Source organism: Fictibacillus sp. S7 (assembly GCF_004127935.1).
Lineage (GTDB): Bacteria > Bacillota > Bacilli > Bacillales > Fictibacillaceae > Fictibacillus_C > Fictibacillus_C enclensis.
Genome location: NZ_QJKL01000001.1, coordinates 231,887 through 252,941, shown reverse-complemented (window position 1 = coordinate 252,941; position 21,055 = coordinate 231,887). Strand labels below are relative to the sequence as shown.

Below are 21,055 nucleotides of genomic sequence, written 5' to 3'. Positions count from 1 at the left end.
TACCTATGAGAATCATTGTCAATTGCCCTTTTGTAAAGATCCTAAAAGACAATGAGAAGTCCAACAATGCACCATTCCTCACCAAATTGAGAAATCATACCTTTTTTAAGTTACGAGGACTTTTTCAGTGCCCTCCGTCGGTTTGGGGGGATTTTTTTATTTACTTAAGTTATACAGACAATTAAAAAAGCCGTAACATTTTCTTTATAATGGACTGTTAGTCTTACGCTGTACAACAAAGAAGGGAGCAACCCAATGAAAATTTGGAAAACTATCATAGGAATAATTACCATTGCATCGGTCGCGTTTCCTGTCACCCAGGCACATGCTCTAACCAGTATGGACAAGCAAGACGGTGGGATCGGAAATACCACCCATTATATGGATAAGAATCCTGACATAGCAGCTGATCCAAAAGTTAAAAATATTATTTACCCGTTAATGGCAACACCTGCAATTAAGAAAAAGGGCTCTGCATTAACCATCCAGGTCGATACGAAAGGAAAAGACCCTTCCGGATGGAATGTAAAGCTAAATGAAAACTCGAATTCCAAGGTGGAAGGTGAATATTCACTTCCTGTAACAAAGGCTGAAAAAGGTTCTTCGTATTGGAAGAACAGCAGCTCCATTTACAACGTTACCGTCTCTATTCCTAATGATGTCACAGAAAAGCTTTACGACCTGGATGTGTCATATACGGCTGACGGAGCTCAAGTAAAAGATGAAGAACCTAACTCGGTCAAGGTCGTTAATGACTTTAAAAAAGATTTCCGTTTTATTCATTTAACGGATATCCACGTAGGATCTCCAAGGAATATACAAGATCCTGCCAATGCAACTGAAGCTGGAATGTGGAACCCTGATGAATCAAAACGCTGGCTTTATTTGCAAAAAACCATCAAAGAGGTAAATTTATTAAAGCCTGATTTTGTGGTTTTGACAGGTGATTTAATGTTCGGCCAAATGAATCCTAAAGAATATATCTATGAATATGAAGAGACATACCGCATGTTAAAGAAGTTTGACGTGCCCGTCTATATTATCCCGGGTAACCATGATTTTTACGCCCAGGACGCGACTTTGACAGACGGAGCAAAATATTGGGGAGAATACTTCGGTCCAGAATATTATTCCTTTAATTACGGTCCCTATTGCCATATGGTTGGAGCTAATTCCATGGATTGGGACAAATTTGACAGGCAAGGACATGGGAGCCTTTCTGTTCCGACTTGGGGCGGTCAAATTCGACAAGCACAAATGAATTGGATCAAGAAAGATTTGGAGCAAAATGATCAGACAGCTAATGCCAATCAGGTAAAGGGTTTGTTTTCCCACAATAATCCAGTCAAACGCGACAGGGAAATATGGCCGTCATCTGACCCTGATGTTCAGGAATACTGGAAGGAGTATGACGCACAACACAATCCGCAAAATCTCAGCACATTGCTCAAAGCAGAGGAACTTGGACAAAAGTATGATCAGCTTTGGCATGGTGAAGGGGCTCAGGAATTAGTTGATGTTATGAAGCAGCATGGCGTGAGTTTTTCACTTCACGGCCACACACATAATGATAATATAACCCAACAGAATGGAATTCTATATACCACTACCGCCTCCATTGAATTGTCTGCAACACCATGGGAAGGCTATCGTACATTCCAGAAAGACCCTGATAGTAAAAACTTTAATTCCTACATTTATGAAGGAACTGACCGTTCAATTCCAGTTTATGAGAATGGTAATTCAGCTGCAGGAACGGTTTCTTTTGAGGCAAACTTAGCGCAACCCAATGACGGTACGCAGGGAGCACAGACTGCTACCGTGACGAATCGTCTGAAAAAAAAGGTCACTATCACTGTTCCTTTATATATGAAACCAGGAACCTATAAAGCAACAGACGGAGAAATCACCGAAAATAAATTATATGGAACAAAGCAATGGATGGAATTAAAAGTGACGGTGCCAGCTAACTCCACAAAAGAAATAAAAATCCAGCCATAAAAGGTGTTAAACAGAAAATCAATAACTGATTAAAAAGACGTGCGAGATTATCGAGGCGACTGAAAAACTTGCGTTTTTTAAGAAGAAAATAACTAGCTACATAAAAAAGACGACTCACATTCAATTATCGAATCGAGAGTCGTCTTTTTCTAACCGTTTTTCAGTTTAATTTACTTATTTTTCATCGGTTAGTTTCAAAATTCTCTTTACGAGTTACTCCATGCAAATTAGACCCGAAGATGACGTCACATCCTACCCTGTCTGTGTTTTAACTGGCTTGCTTCCCACGGGATGAGTTTTCTTTGTTCGTCCTCCCTATCTTCGGGTAGCTTTCCATTGAGTATACTGTTTCTTAAGACAAGTACCACACGGTCGGTATCCCGCAAAAATTGCTGTCCTTTCATCTGCAAAAAATACGCGATGCTCTACATACCCGCCCTGTCTAATCGCACGAAGTGCAGAGGGGCAATCGAATCGGCCATATATCTTGCTGCGACCATTGCCAGCTAATGTACCGGGATTGATACTCTGGTAAAAGCGTCCATCTTCTCCTAGGAGAGTGTATTGTTTTTTGTCGTTTGGTTCCTCTTTCCTAAAATTACCGCTAATGCTCATTATCTACACCTCCTTTTCTTATCTCGCCACCTAACAAGCCAAGAGATGTCTTTACAATACACATATTCTTCATTTCAGATTCAAAAAACCTCTTATTTTTTTCCAATGTTAATAAAATGATTCATGTTATCTCCTAATCTTCTTACCTTTCTTAGGTACTTTTTCTTTTTTCCATTTTAAAACTCCTTTGGATTTTAAAACCTTTTTGTTAAAAAAATCGTAATTATGATACCTTATCTTGAATATTTGACATATAAATGACATCCTTTCCTCAAAAAAACCGGTAAGCAAACTTCACTATTGGAATGTTATTCTTCGATATTAAACCAAGGACCTGAAGCTCGAATTACTTTCTAAAGTTTTTCTGGAAGCTCAAGCTCGCTTACTTTTGAAGAGTTAATTGCTGTCTCAATTTCAGATTCTTTTCCATTTTGAATCTTTTCTACCCAGTCTGGATACATGATTCATCCATGACCAACAGCTGCTAGGGATAGACCTTTATCTAAGGAAGATGCAACGTCATCCGGAGTTACCATAGAACCAGCAGCCATTACAGGAACTCTGCCGTTTACATGTTCAACAATTAATTCAAGATATGTTTTTTTATCTTTACTATCGACTGGCTTTGAAGAAAGAGCATCAGCTAATGAAACATGTACATAATCAACATCCACTTCGATAAGACCATTAATTAATTCGGTTGTATAACTATTTATTTTCTAAAGAAAAAGAAATACAGTGCTAATAAATATATACAAATGTATACCCAAGAACCCATTATCAAGAAAAAATTAAAACATCCTTTATTTTTTCTATTTAGTATTACATTTAAAATAGCCACTATTACCACTAAAATATATAAAGGGGCTACCACTAATTTTGAGATAAGTTCTGGAAAGGGCATTTCCATTAATTTGTCATCCACATTATCTCCCCCTAACTTAAGTTTATATTAGCATAATTATCTAATTCCCTTTTCAACTAAACTGCCCCGTTAGTGCCATAAGAAAAAGGCTGCCGCAGCAACCCATGTTATTGAACTAAGCCCTGTTAGTTGTGAGCAAATGCATAAACACTAAAACAAATAAAGGCAAATATAAATAACAATGTTTTGGTAACCTGATATGGAAACAGTCTCAAAAAGTTCAACTATCCTGCCCCTATAGTTGCATAAAGAAAAAGCTGTCTTTAAGACAGCTCGATCTTCATCTAACGCACCTTTCAAGAAGGAAGGATTATTTAGTTTTTTTTGAGATAGAATAAATCGCTTGCTCAGCTCCAAATCTGATAATGGTCCGTTCTAATTCCATACCTAATCTTTCTAAAAGCTTACAAGAGGTCTTATTTGCAGTTTGAGTTTCAGCTACTACTTTTTTAAGACTTAGCTCGTTTAAAGCATAATTAATTATGCATTGGACTACTTCTGTTGCATAACCTTTTCCCCACCAATTCGGTAATAATTGATATGAAATTTCAAGGTAAATGCCTTCTTGATGGGGGTCAAGAGAAACTAAACCAATAAAAATATCTGTGTGTTTTTCTCTAACAACCCAATAAAAGGAATGATCACTTGAATTAAGCATTTCGTCTAATAATACTTTTATTGAATCTTCCTGACGGATGCCACCGAGGAATTTTCTTACTTCTGGATTTACAAATACTTTTTTCACATCAACAAAATCTGTCTTTTTGAAGGTATTAATAAAACATCTTTCTGTTTCAAACAACTAATTTCATCCCCTTAACCTTTATTTAATCCCATTTTATACTTTTGTAACCTCATTTGTAGTTTTCCTTTATTAAACTAAACTGCCCCGTTAGCACAATAAAAAAACGGGATCACCGCAGCCATCTCATTTTTAACATAAGCTACCCGATAGTGTAAGTACCATTCAAAAACTCATTAATTGTTGAGTGTACAATTGGCATTACCTTAGAGCTTCCAGGCCTTCTTTTAATAACTTAATTCCTGTATTGATTTCAGTTTCCGTTACTCCTCCAAATCCAAGCAAAATTCTAGAACCTATGCTTCCTGTTTCTCCGCTATAATATATCGATAATGGATAAACCTACACCAACATTCATTGCAGCATTAATTAACCCATCTTCTTATCCCTTTACGTACTTAGTACAACAACAATAAAAAATGACCTTCAAGTTAGCATCCGATTTAACCTCCTGAAATTCTTTTTATCTGGGTGTATATCTAAAAAGATTTTATCGAAAAATAAACAAAGGAGGTGTAAGAAATGCATATTTTAAGAATTGTCATGAAGTTTATTGCAGCTGCTGTTGTTCTGGGCATTATCGATGCGTTGGGCTACGATTTGGGTGCTTCTGATATCCTAGGGATTTCAGCGGTATTAGCTATTGTTAGTTATGTAGTGGGTGACTTATTTTTATTACGGGTTACCAATAACACAGTGGCAACTATTGCTGATTTTGCCTTAGCGTTTGTAATTCTCTACCTAATGATCGATAATATGACCATTGAGGATGACGTGTTTTCCGCTTCACTTATTGGCTCGATAGCAATCACAGCTTTTGAAATCTTCTTCCATCGCTTATTAGGAAGAGAACCTGGCAAACAGGCTTCCAATCAGCGACAAACCATGCAAACTGGAAGACCACAATTTCAAACAGAAGCGTCTTCTGAATTAACTCCTGTTAAACGGGATGTAAGAAGTGCTCAACAGGACAAGTCTCAGGAGAACCAAGATAAACAATAATAGTCAAAAAAGCGTACATTCCAAAGAATGTACGCTTTTTTATATTATACCAATTATTCCGCTGGTGGATTTTCGACGGCAATTTGATATGCGTTCAAGATGGCATTGCTCTCTGCCGGGTTCGTAATTCCCACCGAAACCTATTACGATAAATATCAATTTATTACCCAATTTCTTCAACTATCCTGCCCTTTAGCTCAATAAGAAAAGCTGCCTGAGATGGCAGCTAAGATCTTAAAGGAATTCACCAGTTATCTTAATAAAAATTAGAGCCTAATTTTAGGATTCTTATGTATTTAGGATATAAATACAGTTATAGTAATGACATTAGATTCTCATTTTCCACACAACGGGCCGCATACGTCGCAAGCTTCGTGCCTTTCCCTCTCGAATAGCTCTCGATCGCCTTGATCAGTCCGATGGTCCCGATGGAAATCAGGTCTTCCGTATCTTCCCCTTTATTCTCAAATTTCTTGAGAGTGGATGGTCCATATTGGATGTACGCAATATCGGTAACCCACTTCTGATTGGGAGCACTGGCCATAAAATTCATCTCCAAAAAGTTGGGGCTACGACAACGGTTTCTCCTTGGGATTTCCACTTTCTTTTTGGCTGCACGCATGCAAGGAATATTACTAGTTTATACAGCAGAATAAGTGGAAGGTTTCCATTAATAGTGTCGTTTTTTATCGAGAAGTTATTATTTCCAGAGGTTGGTTGTTAAATTAAAATGGAAGTGTTAGATAAATTTTTTAGGAGGTTATTCTATTGAAGAAAAGAAAAATGGGAATGGCTATCGTAACCAGTAGTATATTAGCACTCTCTCTAACATCTTTTAATCCGCAAACTTCTGCAGCCCCTCTATCTAAAAACTACCTCATCGCTTACAATCAGTCATCATTACCTAAAACCTATCAAACAGACATTAAGAATGCCGGAGGAGTGGTGATAAATGCCATTCCAGAAATCGGCGGATTAGAAGTTCGCTCATCGAATCCTAATTTTCTCAGCAATTTAAAATCTAATTCTAGTATTATTGCGGCAAATGTGGAAATGCACTATAAACTTGATGACGAACAACCGGCAGGGGCTGATGGCCAGCCTGTAACACTTCAGCCTGATAAGAATGGTACATACTGGTCCTCACAGTGGGATATTAGTCATTTAACTAATGATGGAAAATCGTACAAAATTGAGTCAGGCGGTACGGAAGCAAATGGAATGGTCACTCATAAGGCCATTGTCGGAGTGATTGACACAGGTATTGACGCAAACCATCCCGATCTTAAAGCAAACTATGTTGGAGGGGAAAGTTTCGTTCCTAAAGGTGGCTATAGTGGGGATGATCCATCGGAAACGGGTAACCCCAATGATGTACTTGATCGTGAAGGTCATGGTACACACGTAGCCGGTTCCATTGCGGCCAACGGAAAAATAAAGGGTGTCGGCCCGGATCTGGGAATCAGGGCATACCGTATATTTGACAGCTCTGGAAGCGCCCCAACTGCACCAATTGTTGAAGCAGTTATTCAAAGTGCAAAAGATAAAGTTGACGTTGTGAATATGTCCCTTGGCGGCTATGATAATTTAAAATATGAGTTCAATGGCTCGAAATATAGTGACATTGCAGATGTTCTCCTTTGGAAACGGGCGGTCAAATATGCATTGAATCATAATGTAACTATTGTGGCCGCTGCCGGTAATGAGTCGTTAAACTATGCTGATAAAAAATCACTTACCGACTATTTGAATGCTAATTATGGTGATACTAACCTTGTTTTTAAAGGCGTCACCATTGAAGTACCAGGAGGGACCCCTGGCGTTATTACGGTATCTTCCTCAAATAAATGGTCGAAAAATCAACTCGCATTTTATTCAAACTATGGAAATAGCTTTATTACTGTAGCGGCACCTGGCGGAGACAACGGTCCTAAATATGCTGGAACGGGAGATTTAAACGATCGTGACTTTACTTACCGTTCGTTGTCCACTTGGCCAACTTATTTAGAGCCATATTTTACGACAATTGATCCTGAGCATCCAGGATACGCATACCTCCACGGAACTTCCATGGCTTCACCAAAGGTTGCCGGTATTGCTGGAGTCATCAAAGCTGCACATCCGGACTACAAACCAGCTCAGGTGGAGGCGCTTATTGAAAAGACCTCATTAGATTATGGCAAACCAGGTCATGATCAATACTTTGGTGCCGGTGAAGCAAATGCATATACGTCTTTAACGGGTAAGTAAGATAACAAAGGCCTGTCTAAAAAACTTAAACAAGGAATGATTTCTCATCTTAGTGAGGAATCATTCCTTGTTTATGTATAATGGTCGTATCGGCAATTCATGTGGTAGGTTGCGATGATCCAAAAACAACAATCCATGACGTTTAGTCCTTTTATGGAGATCTATGTGTAGTGGTTCCTAAAGATAATATGTTAAGAAAAGTTAATGAGCTGATCGATTCCTCTTTTGTATAAGACGAACTTATAGATAAATATTGCTTAGATAACAGTCGAAACGCCATCGACCCTATTCCTCGTTTAAACTTCATAGTAGGGCTTCCTTCGAGAAGGTGTTTGGGATATATATCTTACTGAGGAGCCCTATTTTTATCAAAGATGAAAATTAGCGAGCCTAAAACATGGTGTAACAACAAAACTTCTGCCATCATTTTTTCCCCTGCACCTTGCTTATTCAATAATCCTGCACCATTATTTCCATAAGAAAAAGCCGCCTTTAAGACAGCTCCGATCTTCAGTTACCGCACCCGTTACTTGTATAAGGATTTATTCTTCCAGTTAAATTATCAAGAAAATTCTTAATTTAAAGGGATATGTTTCTGGTATATACAATATAAGTTTGTACTCATCCTTAGAGCTTTTTTCTTTTTTTCTTTTTATTGAGTTTTCTTTTTAACTTTGGCTTTATCCAGAAAAGAAAGCGGTCATAATCTTTTTTTTGCAAGATGACTATCCAAATAAAAGCGAATAGTTCCCACAGCACTCTACAAACAAGAAATGCAAGGGTAATGTATGCCACCCAAGTTAATATAAATTCTATGGGGTCACCATTCATTACAACCCTCCTTTGTTTTTACCCGGTTCCAATATTCCCTTTTATATGTTTCTATGTTCTAAATAAACTGTTTATCTTTAGTTTTCTAAGCTCATACTTCAACTAACCTGCCCCTATAGTTCCATAAGAAAAAGCCGCCTTTAAGACAGCTCCGATCTTCAGCTAACACACCCGTTAGTTGAAGAACCATTTTTTCCGAGGTACCGGGTAATATTCGCCGGCGACAAGTTCTGAAGGTACGGCTCCTTCAATTCGTAAAAGGTCGTCTGAACTTAAATTCAGGTCAACTGCGCCGAGTGAAATATGAAGTTGTGACTGCTTTCTTGCGCCGATCAATGGGATAACATCCTCACCCTTGGATAAAACCCACGCGACAGCAATCTGCGCAATGGTTGCTTGCTTTTCTTCAGCAATTTCACGCAATGCCTCTACAAGGGCTAAATTTTTTTCAATATTTTCGTTGGCAAACCGTGGACCATTACTTCGTTTATCATCCAAACCTAGAACCCGATCTTTTGACCATGTACCGCTCAATAAACCTCTTGAGAGAACACCATAAGCCGAAAGCGAAATGCCTAATTCCCGTAGAGTTGGCAAGATATTTGATTCGATGCTCCTATTAAATAGTGAGTATTCCATTTGCAGCCAACTAATAGGATGTACAGTGTGCGCGCGACGAATTGTATCCACTCCTACTTCAGAAAGACCAATGTAACGCACATATCCCTTCTTTACCATATCGGCAATTGCACCAACCATTTCTTCAATTGGAACGCTTGGATCGATGCAGGCTGTGCCTGGTTGATAAAGATCGATGTATTCAACACCTAGGCGCAGTAGGGTATCCTCAAGGAAATTCTTTACTGTATTAGGGTGGTTATCACTCTTTCGATGACTCTTGCCCTGAGAGTGTAGCTTGCCATCGAATTTTACTGAAATGAACACATTTTCCCGTTGGATTCCTTGGAATGCTTCACGTAGAAGTAATTCATTGTGTCCATCGCCATAGAAATCCCCTGTATCAAAGAGTGTAATGCCTTCCTCAAGTGCTGCGTGGATTGTTGCAATGCTTTCGCTTCGTTCAGCATTACCATATAGCCATGACATCCCCATACAACCGAGACCAATCTCAGAAACCAGTGGACCGTTATGACCAAGTGCTCGTTTTTTCATAGACACATTTCCCCCTCGGCAGTCTCAATGACAATCTGTAACCAATTTCGTTCTGAAATCCCGCTCCAAACGGCATATCGAATGATGTTTTTTCATTAGTCTATTGGCTATCCCTCCAGGCTGAGTAGACCTTTCATTGGTACTGTACCCCTACTTTCACTGATATAAAGACAAGTTATACAATAACTAATGTCATTATTGCTTTCCTTGCCAACGCTTCTTTGGGAGTAAGCCCTCCACGTTATCAGCTTACAACATTGAATTACATCTATTATAGAATGAACTTAGGTGCTTCCTGTAAGCCTGTTAGCATTCATACGCCGGTAACGTATCATGGATATTCATATTAGTTATTTTTACTCACCCACATCTAACCTCACAATTTGGTGATATACACATTTCTATGTATCGCAGGTATAGACCCGTACATTCAGAAGTTCGTCAGCTTAACCTATTACGGTAAATTCTCACGCCTTTTCGCCGAGCTTATAACACTATCATCTTACTAAGTCCAGTGCTATTCCACTAAGAGAGAACCCTTCAGGGCGCTTTACCCCCTGCATAGGTTCCTGTTATAGCTCTGATATTTACATATGATTTAGGCAGTATCACCAGAACAGTTTTACTATACGTTTATAAACTGATAAAGAAGTCATATTCGATTTAATGAAGGGAGGTTTTTTTATTGGTTAATCGACACCAGCAGCCTGGCTCATGGATTCCAGGAGGAGTGATGGTTCAACAACAACATAGTGATCATAGCAGCAGCCAGCATCACATGCCACAAACCCAGCACGCTCAATGGTCGCATGGTCATCATCCCCACCATATCCATTGGCCACATGGACACCATGTACATCACCCTCACACCCACCCGGCACATTGGGCACCTGGACAACATGGGCAGCACATTCATCCAGTACATTGGACACCTGGTCAACAGGGTCAACACACTCATCCAGTACACTGGACACCTGGTCAACAGGGTCAACACACTCATCCAGTATACTGGGCACCTGGTCAACAGGGTCAACACACTCATCCAGTACACTGGACACCTGGTCAACAGGGACAGCATCAGTCACAGCCTATGCACTTTATGCCATGACAGTACTGGGCGCCGTTACCGTAGATTTACAATCTCATGACCAGTATACAAAGTAGGTCTAATGTTCTGTGGACACTACATTATAAAGGGTAAATTAGAAAAAGAACTGCTTCAAAGGAGCTGTCTAATAAGTCCCTAAAATGAAAGCAGGACGGAAAAACGACTCGTTTTTCCGTCAATGTCATTAAGTTAAGGCACAGGGCCAAAAAATCAAGAAAAAAGAGCAGGTTATGAAAAGATAGCCCGCTTTTTTTGCACGAAAAAGAAAAATAGGACTTGACAAGAAGATGGAAATGCGTAGCGAAGTCCCTTGAAAAAACGAGGAGGTTACGCCAATAAATGAGTACGCAAATTCGCTAAATGAAACGCTGACATCCCTCATAGGAGAAATGTCAGCCGCACCAGCACCTTATATCAAAAAAGATTTTACCCGAAAGAAAAAGATGCCCTTTGAAACGGTTATGCAACTCCTGATCTCCATGGGGGCAACAGCATATATAAGGAACTCTTGGAATCGCAGGGCTATATTGCTTGTTATTGGAGCCGGGAGTGCTGATGCTTGAATGGCTCGAAAGATAATCCGTTCGTTAAGGAGAAACCCAGGATTTCTCCCAAAAATCCTCCTAAGAATGCACCTAACTAGTACACCACTCTTTATTTTTAAGTCACATCGTATCTGCAGAACCCAACTTCAATGCCTCCATTTACCTATTTCCATATACATATCGTTAAGAAAAAGATAGTTTGTATACAAACTACATGTATAATGGAAGGAACTAGATTCAGCTGTTAATAAATTGCGTAGGTTTTTAATCATTTTGTCCCTTTAATCACCTTACATTAGCCATGAGTAATACGCTTAATTGTTCTGTTTGATTTAGATATGAATATATTTAAAGATCTTCGATAAATATATTCCTTCTAGTAATCAAATTCATGCGATCAAATAACAGGGGGGCCCATGTATATGGATAATGTATTAAAAGTATCATCAAAATCAAAGCCGAAATCAGTTGCGGGTGCAATAGCAGGCGCAGTAAGAGAAATTGGTCATGTAGAAATTCAAGTGTTGGGAGCAGGTGCATTAAATCAAGCAATTAAATCCATTGCAATTGCAAGAGGATTTGTAGCTCCCAGTGGTTTTGATCTGGTTTTCGTTCCTGGATTTACAACTATTTTAATCGATAGTAAAGAAAAAACTGCAATAAAATTAAGGATAGACTCTAGAAAACAACGATAGATTTTCATTATGTAAAGAGCCTGTTAAAGCCGATGTTAAAATCCCTAATATAGCGAAAGGCAAACATGTATTTTACGCATACCGTTTTCCATCCTCACGCATAGAATAGATTACAGGATAAATCCTGTAATTCTCCTTAAAAAATCGGACAACCTGTAAAAGATTATGTTTAAGTGAAGGTTTGATCTCAATATCGGTGGAGGATTGAGAGGGGGTATGGATATGACGACTATTCTTTCCATAACTGTTGTTGCACTGACTCTCCTTCTATTCGCAAGTTTATATAAAGATAAATAAACTTTTATATTTCTATGTTTTCAGATTGTAGCATTCTCAAAGAGTGATGCTAATTAAATAACTAAACCGATTGTTGTATAGATAGTAAGAGGTAACAGTCAGAAAAAGGTGTTTCCTCATGTATGAAGAAACACCTTTGATATATTTTTACTTCTACATTTTAAGTGAAACAACAAAAACTAGATTTTGCTTCTTATTTATGATTGCGCTATTTAGAACTCATTTCGAGCAAAGTTTTTTTAGATTCTTTAAGTTCTCCGTTCAAGAATTTTCACTGTCCAATCGTCTCTATTTTTTTCTACGGTGACCTTATTTCCATCTCCTGCCAGATAACCCGCTACAAAACAAGCCTCATCATACTCTTTAAATGTTTTTTCATCGAGATCGGACGACCGCTTCATTGCTTCTATGGCCCTTCTTAAATAGCCCTCCCCTACACTGAAGAACATGTTGATCTTGATTGATTTCATATGTTGATTTCCCCTTTATGTATCTACTAGCCTTAAACCATCGAACAGCATTAGTCTTGGGAAGACTCCGGTTCTTGTGGTTCCTTTATTGAATGCTTCCAATCTTTGTAGTCCGGCTCATCAAGCTCATAGATATCATTTTACCATCAAACTTACATTGGTCATACTTCGTTTCATATTCTCGGATGGATTTCTTACTTTCGTTTACAACCTCTGTTTGTTAAGGTTAGGTTATTGCCGTTTAGAACTAACTTCGTCAATCTTACTTTCTATATTATTCTGTTGTTTGTTTCGATTGCTTTGACTTCTAAATAACAATACAACCATAGTAATAAGAAATGCAAAGAATACGATGAACATCAATTGAACTATTATGTCTCCTGTATTCAATCAAATCTCCTCTCTAAAATTATTCTCTTCTTTGTTTTTGTGTTTCATACCCCGTCACAAGTTCTCCTGCTCCCTAACCTCTTTTACTTTTCTGTGCGGGAATATAAAGAGAAACTGATTCAAGGGGTTCCCAATTGTTATCATACAATTGAAAATGAACTAGGCGGCCTTCCTCGTTATAAAAAGAATGACGGGATCCGACTATATTTCCGTTTACATTATAAAGATATTTAGTAATTGACACGATTTTTTGCTCTTTTCTAAATTCTTCATGTTCTATATCCAGTTCATTTTCTTTGTACTCTTTCCACTTTTCTACTGGCAGTGTTATTTGGTGCAGTCTCCGATTACTAGTATAAACTTCTAATACGATGGAATTAGGATTCATAACATTTCCTCCTTCCTTTCATATAAAACTTATTATTTGCACAATTTTCTGGATTTAAGAGTTTCAGTACAAATCAATTATTTTTATCAGAATACCAATAACGCGAAAAAACAGTCTGACAACGTGCCTTACAATTTCAGATTAACTCGTTTCGCGTTTCTCTTCCCATGGAATATTAACCCTTAACTTTTCAAAATCCTCTGGCTGGTTTAAAAATACTTTATACCTCTAAGATAAAATGTAAAACAACCTATCCATTTCTTCAATACCTTTCCCTTCCCCTGTTTCTTTCTCTACTTCCAATGGGCATATCTTTACCAGAAATAATATGAAACCAAAGTGGATAGACGATGTACATGTGAGAAACCACTTTCAATATAAAGGGGAAAACGCTCTGAATTTCTTGATGGTAAACATTATCAGAAAGCTCTTTTAATCTTTTAAATTTAATGCATCAAATAATAATTCGATTATTTTATTAACTTCTTCTGTAATAATTCGAGAAAACCTTCTTCAACTAAACGCCAGTTAGTTCAATAAAAAAAAGCTGCGATGCAGCCCTGTTAAATAGGTTGTTTACATTATTATACGCCCATCATATTTATTAATTGGCGGAGATCTTCTAGAGCAAATCCCCTTAAACACTATATACAATTAAAGCGATCATATAGGTGAAAAATCACACCAAGCGGCGGGATAAAACGCCGAAAGATAGCAAAGTAAGGGTCAACTAGTTTACTAATCCATATGCAAACCTTTGTTGCATTAAATTGAGGAAACCAGGAACCAAGAATGGTTATGAACATTAACCAATAATAAATATCGTAAATATATTGCCCAATTAGCAACCGATCAACAATGTTAAGAACTGCTGGAAGCACTGCTGGAACTCGATCGCTTTTTTCTTTTCCGATTTTTCTCCCGATGTTTCTTCCGACTTTCCTCCGAATTCGATTTAGATTCATTGCATTTGTTATTTTCATCCGTACAACATATACAAAATGTTTTTTTCCCGTGCGATATCACCCATTTCTATGGCCTGTAATCACAACAAAGTGCGTTTTACTTCAACTTCCCTTTTGGAGAATCGGGAACCGTTCCAACACGAGGTATCGGTAGAGGTACTAATACTCTCTAGAATTTCCCGGAATGTCTTTCCCGGAAAAAATATTAGATCCGTCCACATGATTATCTTTTAAGCCATTCAAGGGATAGGAGCATCAGCCACCCTGGCTCCAATAATAAGCAATATAATTTTCTGCAATGAGTAAAAGGCAGCGTTTAAGCAATACTAAGAAGGAAGTTTTTGAATAAAGGAGGAAATGTAATGACAAGTCGCAATGGCAGCAAAGGAAGCCAAAATCAAGGTTCACCCCGAGCACAAAACAATCAAGAATTTAGCAGTGAATTTATGAGTGGGGATGATAACAAAGGAAAAGAATATCGTTCTAAAAAGGGTAGTAAATCAAAGAGTGATCCAAAGGAAAGCGGAGCATAAAAAAATCGTGAGGTTTACGCCTCACGACTTTTTATGCCTACTGCTGAAAAGCATCAGAATCTGACTCAATGGGATGTTATTCCGTTGCTTGTTCTAGATGTTTGGGACGAGCTAAATATATTGATAATTGGTGGGAAATCGTGAATTGGAGAGAAGTGGAGCAACGAAACATAATCAAGCAAAACAAATTGTATGACAGCCGTTATTTTAAGAGGTCAATATCCATATTTCGGTGTAGAAAGCGTTATTACCTTTTGGCAGTTAGATGAATTAAAGATTTCAGCTTTCTTCAGCCCGTGAAGTAAAAGCAGTTATAGAGCAAATAAGGAGCGCTTTTCCTCTTAAGCATAGGCATTTAGAAAGCGAGTTACCTTATTACTCATTTTCCCTTTGCTGTTTAGTAGAGAAAGACGCAGTTTCACCCTCATTACCCGGTTCTTTTTGAAACCCCTTATCGAGCTGACCGGCATTTTCAATATCTCCGGATGCCCGGTATCCTGCTACTTCCTCATTGCTTGTTGTGCCATATAGGCCCATGCCACCAAGCTGTGTTCGTACGTTTTCCTGAATTTTATCTTTTTTGTCTGCCATTTTCTTCACCTCCGCTTGTTGTTAATGTAACCAACAATTAGTACGGTATGTAAGAAATAAAACAACTTTATTGAAGTATAGTTTTTATTTTTATTGAAACTATATTAAACGGAGGTGTGTTCATAATGGCAAAAAACAAAGATGTTCCAAATACACTCAAATATAGTATATGGAATACACGAACGGATGAAACTCAACCCGGTAATAAAGAAAAATATACTGAGTCAATTGACAGATCTAACCCAGAATCAAAAACAGCAGACAATCTAGAATAACAATCGCTCCATAGTTTCAGATTTGGCGGTTACAAAAATAAAGTACTAAATGAGCAAACGGTTACACAAAGGGCTACAAAGAAGGAATGTAAATAATTATAGGATCTATAGCTTGTTATCTTTTAACGTGCGCGGGAATAATAATAAATAATGACATACATTAAAAAAGACAGCTGGTGCAGCGAACACCAACGGCCATACAATAGAGGTTCCCTGAAAGGGGGATCGACGTAAAGGTAGAAATAATCCACCGGAGCCGTTAACTCGAGGGTGGATTATTTTTTTGGTTAAATGACAGTACCGATTGACATTGTCCATAGTGGTGTAATAGGCTTTGGTCACGTCTCGAATGCCCTGATTTATCTCTTGAAACAATGAAAAAACAGATTTTTGATGATTAATAAACGCACCCTACCGTTGAAGAAAAACAGACACCATTCTTAAACTAACCTGCTGCTATAGTTCATTAGGAAAAATCTTACAGGTTTGGCAGCCGGATCTTCAAGTAACGCACCGTTAGTTCAATTGAAAAGCCTTACTCCTTATTAAAGTAAAACGAAATATTTTTCCATTTACCCTCAAAAAAATCAAATGCCTCGCTGATTACAGTAGGTGTCAATTAACTTTTCAATTTGATCAAGATCCGGAAATTTTCCTGAAAAAGAAAATTTTATTTCTTCCAAAAACTCTCCTTTGTTATATACATGAATCGCGCCATTTTGGTTGATTACACTATATTCTGGTTCAAACCGAAAACCATTTCGTTCCACAGCACCCATTGGCCCAAACACCCTCCTTAACCAAATATATAAACACTACAATTAATATTTCACAAATCTGCTGTTAACAATCTTATAATTCATATTTTTCTTTTCGATCTAGTAAGAAAGATGCAAGAACGTGCTATAGACCTACAAAAAGCCTGGCCTAAGTTATCATTCGAATAAAAGGTATCATCCGCCGATTTTGGTGCTATCTGTCCATTACATGGACTGAAAGCGTCTCGATATCTTTGTGACTGAATTATCATCTAAATACAAAGAAAATCAGCCATTCTCGTCTGGTTGTCAATTCCATCTTTTGTTGAACACAACGAAAGGCGTATCCTTACGTCTGTTGTAGGCTTTTACCGCACGCCTACAGGTGTCGCTTTAAATATGCAAGTGCCGATCCTCACCTAGCTAATTGGGGCAGAAAAAAACACCTAGGCTGCCATGCTCCTGAATTCTACTGTTCACAATCTTTAAGTAAAATAAAAAAAGAGCAGCCTCCACAACTCGGCCAGCTCCAATGTTTTATTAAACCAAGTTGCACATTCTTTAACTTTTGCTAGTTATCGGGTACCGCCTGTGAGATGCGCGTCAAACATATCAATGATTTCAAGGAACCTATCCGCTTCCCTGAAAACATGGTCAGCTAATAGAGGATGAATTATGCTCTTAATTTTACATTGTTCAATTAAATCACGGGCTGTTTTCTTGAAGTCCCTAAGAGATACGACAGACACCCGGTTTTGATCAAGAAATTGATCTAAAAGTGGAACTGTTTGAGATTGTGGCTTCATAGATTCTAAGTCCCTTGCTTGATACAACAATTGATCAAAATCATTGCTGAAATTCCGTGCTAAATCAACTAGTTTCCTTTCTGATGGATCAAGGAGATGACCAATAAATTTGGCATGGTCTGCCATAATCCTTAAGAAGAAGACATTTTCTTTAATAATGGCATCTGGAAGCTCTTGTAATTTTCCTTCATTTAATTCTAATAATCGTTTTCTAAAATAATTTGCTTCCCTACTTGTATGGTCAACTAATAGTGGAAAATTATTTTGCCCAGGCAATTTGCATGTGAGAATGAGTCCTAATATTTTCCGTTTGAAGAAGAAAATATTAGTTGCCGCTTGTTGAACTTCGGAATTAAACCTTCTTATTTGTTGGGGATCTGTTTGATTATTAAAGGAATGTGCAGTTTGTTCGATGCGTTCAAATATGCGATAAAATTGATTAGCCTCTTGAATTAGTTGAGTATCTTCTGCTCTAAAACCCAATCGAAGAAATAAAGAATGTTCTTTCATGATTCTAGCCCAAAAACGAATTTCATTTAAAGAGCGTTCAACAAACAATCCAGAGGTAACACCGGTATCAGCATGCAAAGATGAATCTTCCCCGTTCATTCTATAACCTCCCTGATATACTTCCTTCATTCAATTTATATATACTTGGCCGTTTGAATATGCTTATTTGAAAATTGAGGAATAAAGAGAGGAATATTTTTGTTCTACCTATAACTATCCTATATAATGTGTTCAACACTTATTGTCCAGCATAAAATTATCCTCTCCTTAATATCCTTTTGATTTCAGAACGGCTTGCAGTTTCTTTCATGTGTTAGGGCCAAAGATTCTGTCAACTTCATATGGAAGATAAACCTTCTGGAACCTTCCAAGTGCATCCTGGGTTTTTGGTCCCCATAGTCCATCCTCAGCCCCGTATTTAAATCTAACAGCATTCAACGCCTTTTGAAGCTTCAGGATCTCAGCCTGCAATTTCTTCTTACCTTTACCGACTGTGATAGAAGGCAAAGGGTACTTATAGGAAGACTGCGGCAAGACATCACAAACACCGAAGTAACTAAATGTTTTCCTCTCTATATGTAGGGAATAAAAAAAGCCACCCACTCACAGGCGACTTTATGTAATTCTATTTAACTTTGATATTTGAATTTAATATTTTTTTAATCTGATCGAATGCTTCTTCCTTACTAATCCCCGCATCTGCCGGCTCTTTCACTTGATCTAAAACTAAAAAAGCTTCAGTCACAATTCTTCTCGCCTCTTCAGGCGACATGCTCTCAATCTCTTTATCTAATCCACGCTGCAGACTCATCATTCTCACCTCCCTTCACCAAAGTGACAGGTGATATGCTCACAATCATCACAGTAGTGCAATTTCCCTTCTTGCTTAAGGATCTTCCAGTCTGTAGGATGCAGCACAACTTTACCATTCAAGTATTTAATATTTCTTTTTTTCATTCACCAATTCTCCTTCCGACAAAAATAATTCGCGAGAAGGTTCTTAAATCCTTTAATAAAGGTACACGATGTTATCAAAAATATAGTTGCCTTTGCTTAATTAAAAAAGCTGATTAGGTTTTAACCAATCAGCTTGAATCATGGACATGGCCAATAAAAAAATTCTCGGGATATATGTAATATTAAGATTTTTCAGGTCTGAAGAATTCTGGCAGGCTGTACATATAAATGATTCATAATAGATAGCAAATTTTATACAACGTCACAACAAAAAATATTCTGCTGCCTTTTTGTAAATTAAGGAATCCTAATAAAAATAACGTACGATTCTTCTCGAGAATTGTAGAAGTCTTTTCCAGCCAATTTCATCCTTGCAAGATGCTGTCCCGATCACTTTAACTTGCCTGAGGAAGAATGGGTAAATGCTTGTGTCATTTAAACACTGCTTAACTATACGATTGGACATGGATAAATCTACAATTGGCTAATCTCTTATAAGTATGTATAATTACTTTATGGGTTTAAAGCGTTTATGTATAACATAGCATGAGAGGCAGGGACATCATGGGAAAAAGTCACCAAGATTTAAAGAAGGGTTTATTACCCCGGCATGTTCAATTTATTGCCTTGGCGGGCATGATTGGAACCGGGATATTTAAAGGGAGTTCAGATACATTAAGTATGGCGGGGCCAAGCGTTGCTTTAGCCTATTTGTTAGGCGGGCTGTTATTATTTATTGTCATGACTGCACTTGCTGAAATGGCTATTGCTTTTCCAAACTTAAATGTTCAGAATTTGGTCCATAAAGCCTTCGGGCATCGAGTATCGTTTATTGTAGGCTACCTTTATTGGATCAACTGGGCGATCGTAACGATTGTGGAGATTTTGGCCGCAGGAAGCTTTCTTCAATTTTGGTTCTCCTCCGTACCGCTCTGGCTGTTAAGTTTGATTTGTGCCATTTTTATTATTGGGATTAACTTATTTCAAGTAAAGTATTACGGAGAGATCGAATTTTGGTTTGCGGGAATAAAAATCGTCGCTTTAACCGCTTTTATTATTTTGGGGAGTTGTATTTTGTTTGGTTTCATTCCAAGCCCCATTGACAACCCTTGGAACAATTACACAGCGCATGGCGGTTTCTTTCCAAATGGGATTGGGGGTATGCTGAGCGCATTCTTAATCGTCATGTTCTCTTATGGAGGCGCAGAGCTGATTGGCGTGGCGGTTACAGAAACAAAGGACGCTCAGAAGGTTTTGCCAAAAGTCATTAAAGGTACCGTGGGAAGGGTGATCCTTTTCTACATTCTCCCTATTCTCATTATTTGCGGCTTAATGCCTTGGAATAAAGTAACGGGTGCAGAAAGTCCTTTCGTACAAGTTTTCAGCCTTACAGGATTGCCTGGAGCTGGACATATTATGAATTTTGTTCTTTTAACAGCTGTATTATCTGCAGCTAACTCTGGCATTTATGCCACATCGAGAACACTCTATTCCATGGCTCAAAACGGTGAAGCACCGAAAAAGCTATTAAAAGTAACAAAAAACGGGATACCCATCATTGGGATCATCATTACATCGATTTTTATATTTATAGGGGTATTTTTAGCTTATTTAACGCCTGAACAGATTATTAGCTATATGATGACCATACCAGGGTTTACGATTCTTTTAATTTGGACAGTAATCTGTCTCTCCCAATTGAAGCTTCGCCGTCAATATACGAGCAAGCCATTCTTTCAAGTAAGAGGGTTTCCATACACAACCATACTGGGAGTAATCGCCTTATCCGTTATTTTTATCTTTTTCATATTCAATAAAAATAATTGGATTGGCTCCACTGTTTGTCTCTTAATATTGGTGGTTCTTACAATACTTGCCCTATTGAGGAAAAAACAAAACGGCTCCCCTGTGTAATTGAAACCTAAAGAAAACCAACTTAACAGGCTGGTTTTCTTTTTTTTTTTATAGGATAAGGATTCCCGAAATATCTTTATCCGTCATATCCTACATCTTTAACTTCTTCGATATTTTCAAGTGATGAGACATGAGATGGGTTAATGATCAATCCCTCAAACTCAATAAAGCTATTGATTGCGTCCCCCTCCTGCTCTTTTGGTGTCTTGTATGGTCATATTTCTTAAACTTTAAATGTGTATTCCACGCCATTT

At 37.9% G+C, this 21,055-nt stretch carries 24 protein-coding genes and 3 pseudogenes; 10 read left to right on the top strand and 17 right to left on the bottom strand.

The annotated features are described in order from the left end of the window. Positions 1–555: 555 nt before the first annotated feature. On the top strand, positions 556–2,001 hold the full coding sequence (locus tag DMO16_RS01245) for a metallophosphoesterase family protein (RefSeq protein WP_206738040.1): 1,446 nt from the start codon (positions 556–558) through the stop codon (positions 1,999–2,001). A gap of 1,079 nt (positions 2,002–3,080) precedes the next feature. Here DMO16_RS01245 and DMO16_RS24735 read toward each other — a convergent pair. The 3 genes from DMO16_RS24735 to DMO16_RS01225 all read right to left on the bottom strand — a co-directional run bounded on the left by DMO16_RS24735 (position 3,081) and on the right by DMO16_RS01225 (position 4,343). Next, a complete protein-coding gene (locus DMO16_RS24735; protein WP_241840412.1) occupies positions 3,081–3,290 on the bottom strand; it encodes a hypothetical protein in 210 nt (69 codons plus the stop codon). A gap of 38 nt (positions 3,291–3,328) precedes the next feature. Then, positions 3,329–3,541, bottom strand: a complete 213-nt coding sequence (locus tag DMO16_RS01230) for a hypothetical protein (protein ID WP_061971344.1) — start codon at positions 3,539–3,541, stop codon at positions 3,329–3,331. A gap of 310 nt (positions 3,542–3,851) precedes the next feature. Next, complete coding sequence (locus tag DMO16_RS01225; protein WP_129474891.1) at positions 3,852–4,343, bottom strand: GNAT family N-acetyltransferase; 492 nt, start codon at positions 4,341–4,343, stop codon at positions 3,852–3,854. 522 nt (positions 4,344–4,865) lie between these two features. On the opposite strand from DMO16_RS01225, the gene DMO16_RS01220 reads away from it, so the two are divergent. Further along, entirely contained in the window at positions 4,866–5,345 is a 480-nt protein-coding gene (locus DMO16_RS01220; protein WP_129474889.1) for a YndM family protein, read from the top strand. 319 nt (positions 5,346–5,664) lie between these two features. Here DMO16_RS01220 and DMO16_RS01215 read toward each other — a convergent pair. Beyond that, a pseudogene (locus DMO16_RS01215) lies at positions 5,665–5,823 on the bottom strand (sigma factor); the annotation flags it as partial. A 290-nt stretch (positions 5,824–6,113) separates the two neighbouring features. On the opposite strand from DMO16_RS01215, the gene DMO16_RS01210 reads away from it, so the two are divergent. After that, complete coding sequence (locus DMO16_RS01210) at positions 6,114–7,595, top strand: S8 family peptidase (protein WP_241840411.1); 1,482 nt, start codon at positions 6,114–6,116, stop codon at positions 7,593–7,595. A gap of 114 nt (positions 7,596–7,709) precedes the next feature. After that, a pseudogene (locus tag DMO16_RS25365) lies at positions 7,710–7,906 on the top strand (IS5/IS1182 family transposase); the annotation flags it as partial. Between the two features lie 316 nt (positions 7,907–8,222). Here the strand turns inward: DMO16_RS25365 and DMO16_RS01205 are convergent. The 3 genes from DMO16_RS01205 to DMO16_RS01195 form a co-directional block, all read right to left on the bottom strand. Beyond that, positions 8,223–8,426: a hypothetical protein gene (locus DMO16_RS01205; RefSeq protein WP_061971355.1), complete on the bottom strand. Its 204-nt coding sequence runs from the start codon at positions 8,424–8,426 to the stop codon at positions 8,223–8,225. A 174-nt stretch (positions 8,427–8,600) separates the two neighbouring features. Continuing rightward, the gene (locus tag DMO16_RS01200; RefSeq protein ID WP_129474887.1) at positions 8,601–9,599 is read right to left on the bottom strand and encodes an aldo/keto reductase; all 999 of its coding nucleotides are present in this window, start codon (positions 9,597–9,599) and stop codon (positions 8,601–8,603) included. 689 nt (positions 9,600–10,288) lie between these two features. After that, positions 10,289–10,684, bottom strand: coding sequence for a hypothetical protein (locus DMO16_RS01195; protein ID WP_129474885.1), 396 nt, complete (start codon positions 10,682–10,684; stop codon positions 10,289–10,291). Between the two features lie 990 nt (positions 10,685–11,674). Between DMO16_RS01195 and DMO16_RS01190 the strand changes: the two genes are divergently transcribed. After that, on the top strand, positions 11,675–11,947 hold the full coding sequence (locus DMO16_RS01190; RefSeq protein ID WP_061972869.1) for a stage V sporulation protein S: 273 nt from the start codon (positions 11,675–11,677) through the stop codon (positions 11,945–11,947). Between the two features lie 545 nt (positions 11,948–12,492). Here the strand turns inward: DMO16_RS01190 and DMO16_RS01185 are convergent. The 4 genes from DMO16_RS01185 to DMO16_RS25355 form a co-directional block, all read right to left on the bottom strand. Then, a complete protein-coding gene (locus DMO16_RS01185; RefSeq protein WP_062234420.1) occupies positions 12,493–12,714 on the bottom strand; it encodes a hypothetical protein in 222 nt (73 codons plus the stop codon). A gap of 463 nt (positions 12,715–13,177) precedes the next feature. Continuing rightward, positions 13,178–13,492: a hypothetical protein gene (locus DMO16_RS01180; RefSeq protein ID WP_129474883.1), complete on the bottom strand. Its 315-nt coding sequence runs from the start codon at positions 13,490–13,492 to the stop codon at positions 13,178–13,180. A gap of 262 nt (positions 13,493–13,754) precedes the next feature. After that, a complete protein-coding gene (locus tag DMO16_RS25360) occupies positions 13,755–13,943 on the bottom strand; it encodes a DinB family protein (protein ID WP_129480280.1) in 189 nt (62 codons plus the stop codon). 193 nt (positions 13,944–14,136) lie between these two features. Next, the gene (locus DMO16_RS25355; RefSeq protein ID WP_425590055.1) at positions 14,137–14,457 is read right to left on the bottom strand and encodes a YggT family protein; all 321 of its coding nucleotides are present in this window, start codon (positions 14,455–14,457) and stop codon (positions 14,137–14,139) included. A 362-nt stretch (positions 14,458–14,819) separates the two neighbouring features. Here DMO16_RS25355 and DMO16_RS01165 point away from each other — a divergent pair, with 362 nt between their 5' ends. Together DMO16_RS01165 and DMO16_RS24730 are read left to right on the top strand one after the other, a co-directional pair. Continuing rightward, on the top strand, positions 14,820–14,990 hold the full coding sequence (locus DMO16_RS01165; protein WP_129474879.1) for an imidazoleglycerol-phosphate dehydratase: 171 nt from the start codon (positions 14,820–14,822) through the stop codon (positions 14,988–14,990). A gap of 24 nt (positions 14,991–15,014) precedes the next feature. Beyond that, a pseudogene (locus DMO16_RS24730) lies at positions 15,015–15,157 on the top strand (Fe-Mn family superoxide dismutase); the annotation flags it as partial. A gap of 208 nt (positions 15,158–15,365) precedes the next feature. Here the strand turns inward: DMO16_RS24730 and DMO16_RS01155 are convergent. Then, on the bottom strand, positions 15,366–15,581 hold the full coding sequence (locus tag DMO16_RS01155; RefSeq protein WP_129474877.1) for a hypothetical protein: 216 nt from the start codon (positions 15,579–15,581) through the stop codon (positions 15,366–15,368). A gap of 125 nt (positions 15,582–15,706) precedes the next feature. Here DMO16_RS01155 and DMO16_RS24075 point away from each other — a divergent pair, with 125 nt between their 5' ends. After that, positions 15,707–15,856, top strand: a complete 150-nt coding sequence (locus DMO16_RS24075; protein WP_164988832.1) for a hypothetical protein — start codon at positions 15,707–15,709, stop codon at positions 15,854–15,856. Between the two features lie 587 nt (positions 15,857–16,443). On the opposite strand, the gene DMO16_RS01150 is transcribed toward DMO16_RS24075, so the two are convergent. The 5 genes from DMO16_RS01150 to DMO16_RS24070 all read right to left on the bottom strand — a co-directional run bounded on the left by DMO16_RS01150 (position 16,444) and on the right by DMO16_RS24070 (position 18,887). Beyond that, entirely contained in the window at positions 16,444–16,635 is a 192-nt protein-coding gene (locus DMO16_RS01150) for a YbxH family protein (protein WP_061972838.1), read from the bottom strand. Positions 16,636–17,189: 554 nt separating this feature from the next. Further along, positions 17,190–18,029: a DUF2935 domain-containing protein gene (locus DMO16_RS01145; protein WP_129474875.1), complete on the bottom strand. Its 840-nt coding sequence runs from the start codon at positions 18,027–18,029 to the stop codon at positions 17,190–17,192. Positions 18,030–18,236: 207 nt separating this feature from the next. Next, positions 18,237–18,533, bottom strand: coding sequence for a peptidoglycan-binding domain-containing protein (locus DMO16_RS25350; RefSeq protein WP_129474873.1), 297 nt, complete (start codon positions 18,531–18,533; stop codon positions 18,237–18,239). Positions 18,534–18,555: 22 nt separating this feature from the next. Next, positions 18,556–18,741: a hypothetical protein gene (locus tag DMO16_RS01135; protein WP_061972831.1), complete on the bottom strand. Its 186-nt coding sequence runs from the start codon at positions 18,739–18,741 to the stop codon at positions 18,556–18,558. 5 nt (positions 18,742–18,746) lie between these two features. After that, on the bottom strand, positions 18,747–18,887 hold the full coding sequence (locus DMO16_RS24070) for a hypothetical protein (protein WP_164988831.1): 141 nt from the start codon (positions 18,885–18,887) through the stop codon (positions 18,747–18,749). Positions 18,888–19,136: 249 nt separating this feature from the next. On the opposite strand from DMO16_RS24070, the gene DMO16_RS25345 reads away from it, so the two are divergent. Both DMO16_RS25345 and DMO16_RS01125 read left to right on the top strand, forming a co-directional pair. After that, on the top strand, positions 19,137–19,286 hold the full coding sequence (locus DMO16_RS25345) for an Ada metal-binding domain-containing protein (protein ID WP_129480279.1): 150 nt from the start codon (positions 19,137–19,139) through the stop codon (positions 19,284–19,286). A gap of 165 nt (positions 19,287–19,451) precedes the next feature. Further along, positions 19,452–20,801, top strand: coding sequence for an amino acid permease (locus DMO16_RS01125; protein ID WP_129474868.1), 1,350 nt, complete (start codon positions 19,452–19,454; stop codon positions 20,799–20,801). Positions 20,802–21,055: the final 254 nt, after the last annotated feature.

What these genes read in the sequence shown, in the direction of transcription:
- DMO16_RS01220 (WP_129474889.1), top strand. Translation starts at nt 4,866, where the DNA reads ATGCATATTTTAAGAATTGTCATGAAGTTTATTGCAGCTGCTGTTGTT.
- DMO16_RS01205 (WP_061971355.1), bottom strand. Translation starts at nt 8,426, where the DNA reads ATGAATGGTGACCCCATAGAATTTATATTAACTTGGGTGGCATACATT.
- DMO16_RS01200 (WP_129474887.1), bottom strand. Translation starts at nt 9,599, where the DNA reads ATGAAAAAACGAGCACTTGGTCATAACGGTCCACTGGTTTCTGAGATT.
- DMO16_RS01190 (WP_061972869.1), top strand. Translation starts at nt 11,675, where the DNA reads ATGGATAATGTATTAAAAGTATCATCAAAATCAAAGCCGAAATCAGTT.
- DMO16_RS01185 (WP_062234420.1), bottom strand. Translation starts at nt 12,714, where the DNA reads ATGAAATCAATCAAGATCAACATGTTCTTCAGTGTAGGGGAGGGCTAT.
- DMO16_RS01180 (WP_129474883.1), bottom strand. Translation starts at nt 13,492, where the DNA reads ATGAATCCTAATTCCATCGTATTAGAAGTTTATACTAGTAATCGGAGA.
- DMO16_RS25355 (WP_425590055.1), bottom strand. Translation starts at nt 14,457, where the DNA reads ATGAATCTAAATCGAATTCGGAGGAAAGTCGGAAGAAACATCGGGAGA.
- DMO16_RS01165 (WP_129474879.1), top strand. Translation starts at nt 14,820, where the DNA reads ATGACAAGTCGCAATGGCAGCAAAGGAAGCCAAAATCAAGGTTCACCC.
- DMO16_RS01155 (WP_129474877.1), bottom strand. Translation starts at nt 15,581, where the DNA reads ATGGCAGACAAAAAAGATAAAATTCAGGAAAACGTACGAACACAGCTT.
- DMO16_RS24075 (WP_164988832.1), top strand. Translation starts at nt 15,707, where the DNA reads ATGGCAAAAAACAAAGATGTTCCAAATACACTCAAATATAGTATATGG.
- DMO16_RS01150 (WP_061972838.1), bottom strand. Translation starts at nt 16,635, where the DNA reads ATGGGTGCTGTGGAACGAAATGGTTTTCGGTTTGAACCAGAATATAGT.
- DMO16_RS01145 (WP_129474875.1), bottom strand. Translation starts at nt 18,029, where the DNA reads ATGAACGGGGAAGATTCATCTTTGCATGCTGATACCGGTGTTACCTCT.
- DMO16_RS01135 (WP_061972831.1), bottom strand. Translation starts at nt 18,741, where the DNA reads ATGAGTCTGCAGCGTGGATTAGATAAAGAGATTGAGAGCATGTCGCCT.
- DMO16_RS24070 (WP_164988831.1), bottom strand. Translation starts at nt 18,887, where the DNA reads ATGAAAAAAAGAAATATTAAATACTTGAATGGTAAAGTTGTGCTGCAT.
- DMO16_RS01125 (WP_129474868.1), top strand. Translation starts at nt 19,452, where the DNA reads ATGGGAAAAAGTCACCAAGATTTAAAGAAGGGTTTATTACCCCGGCAT.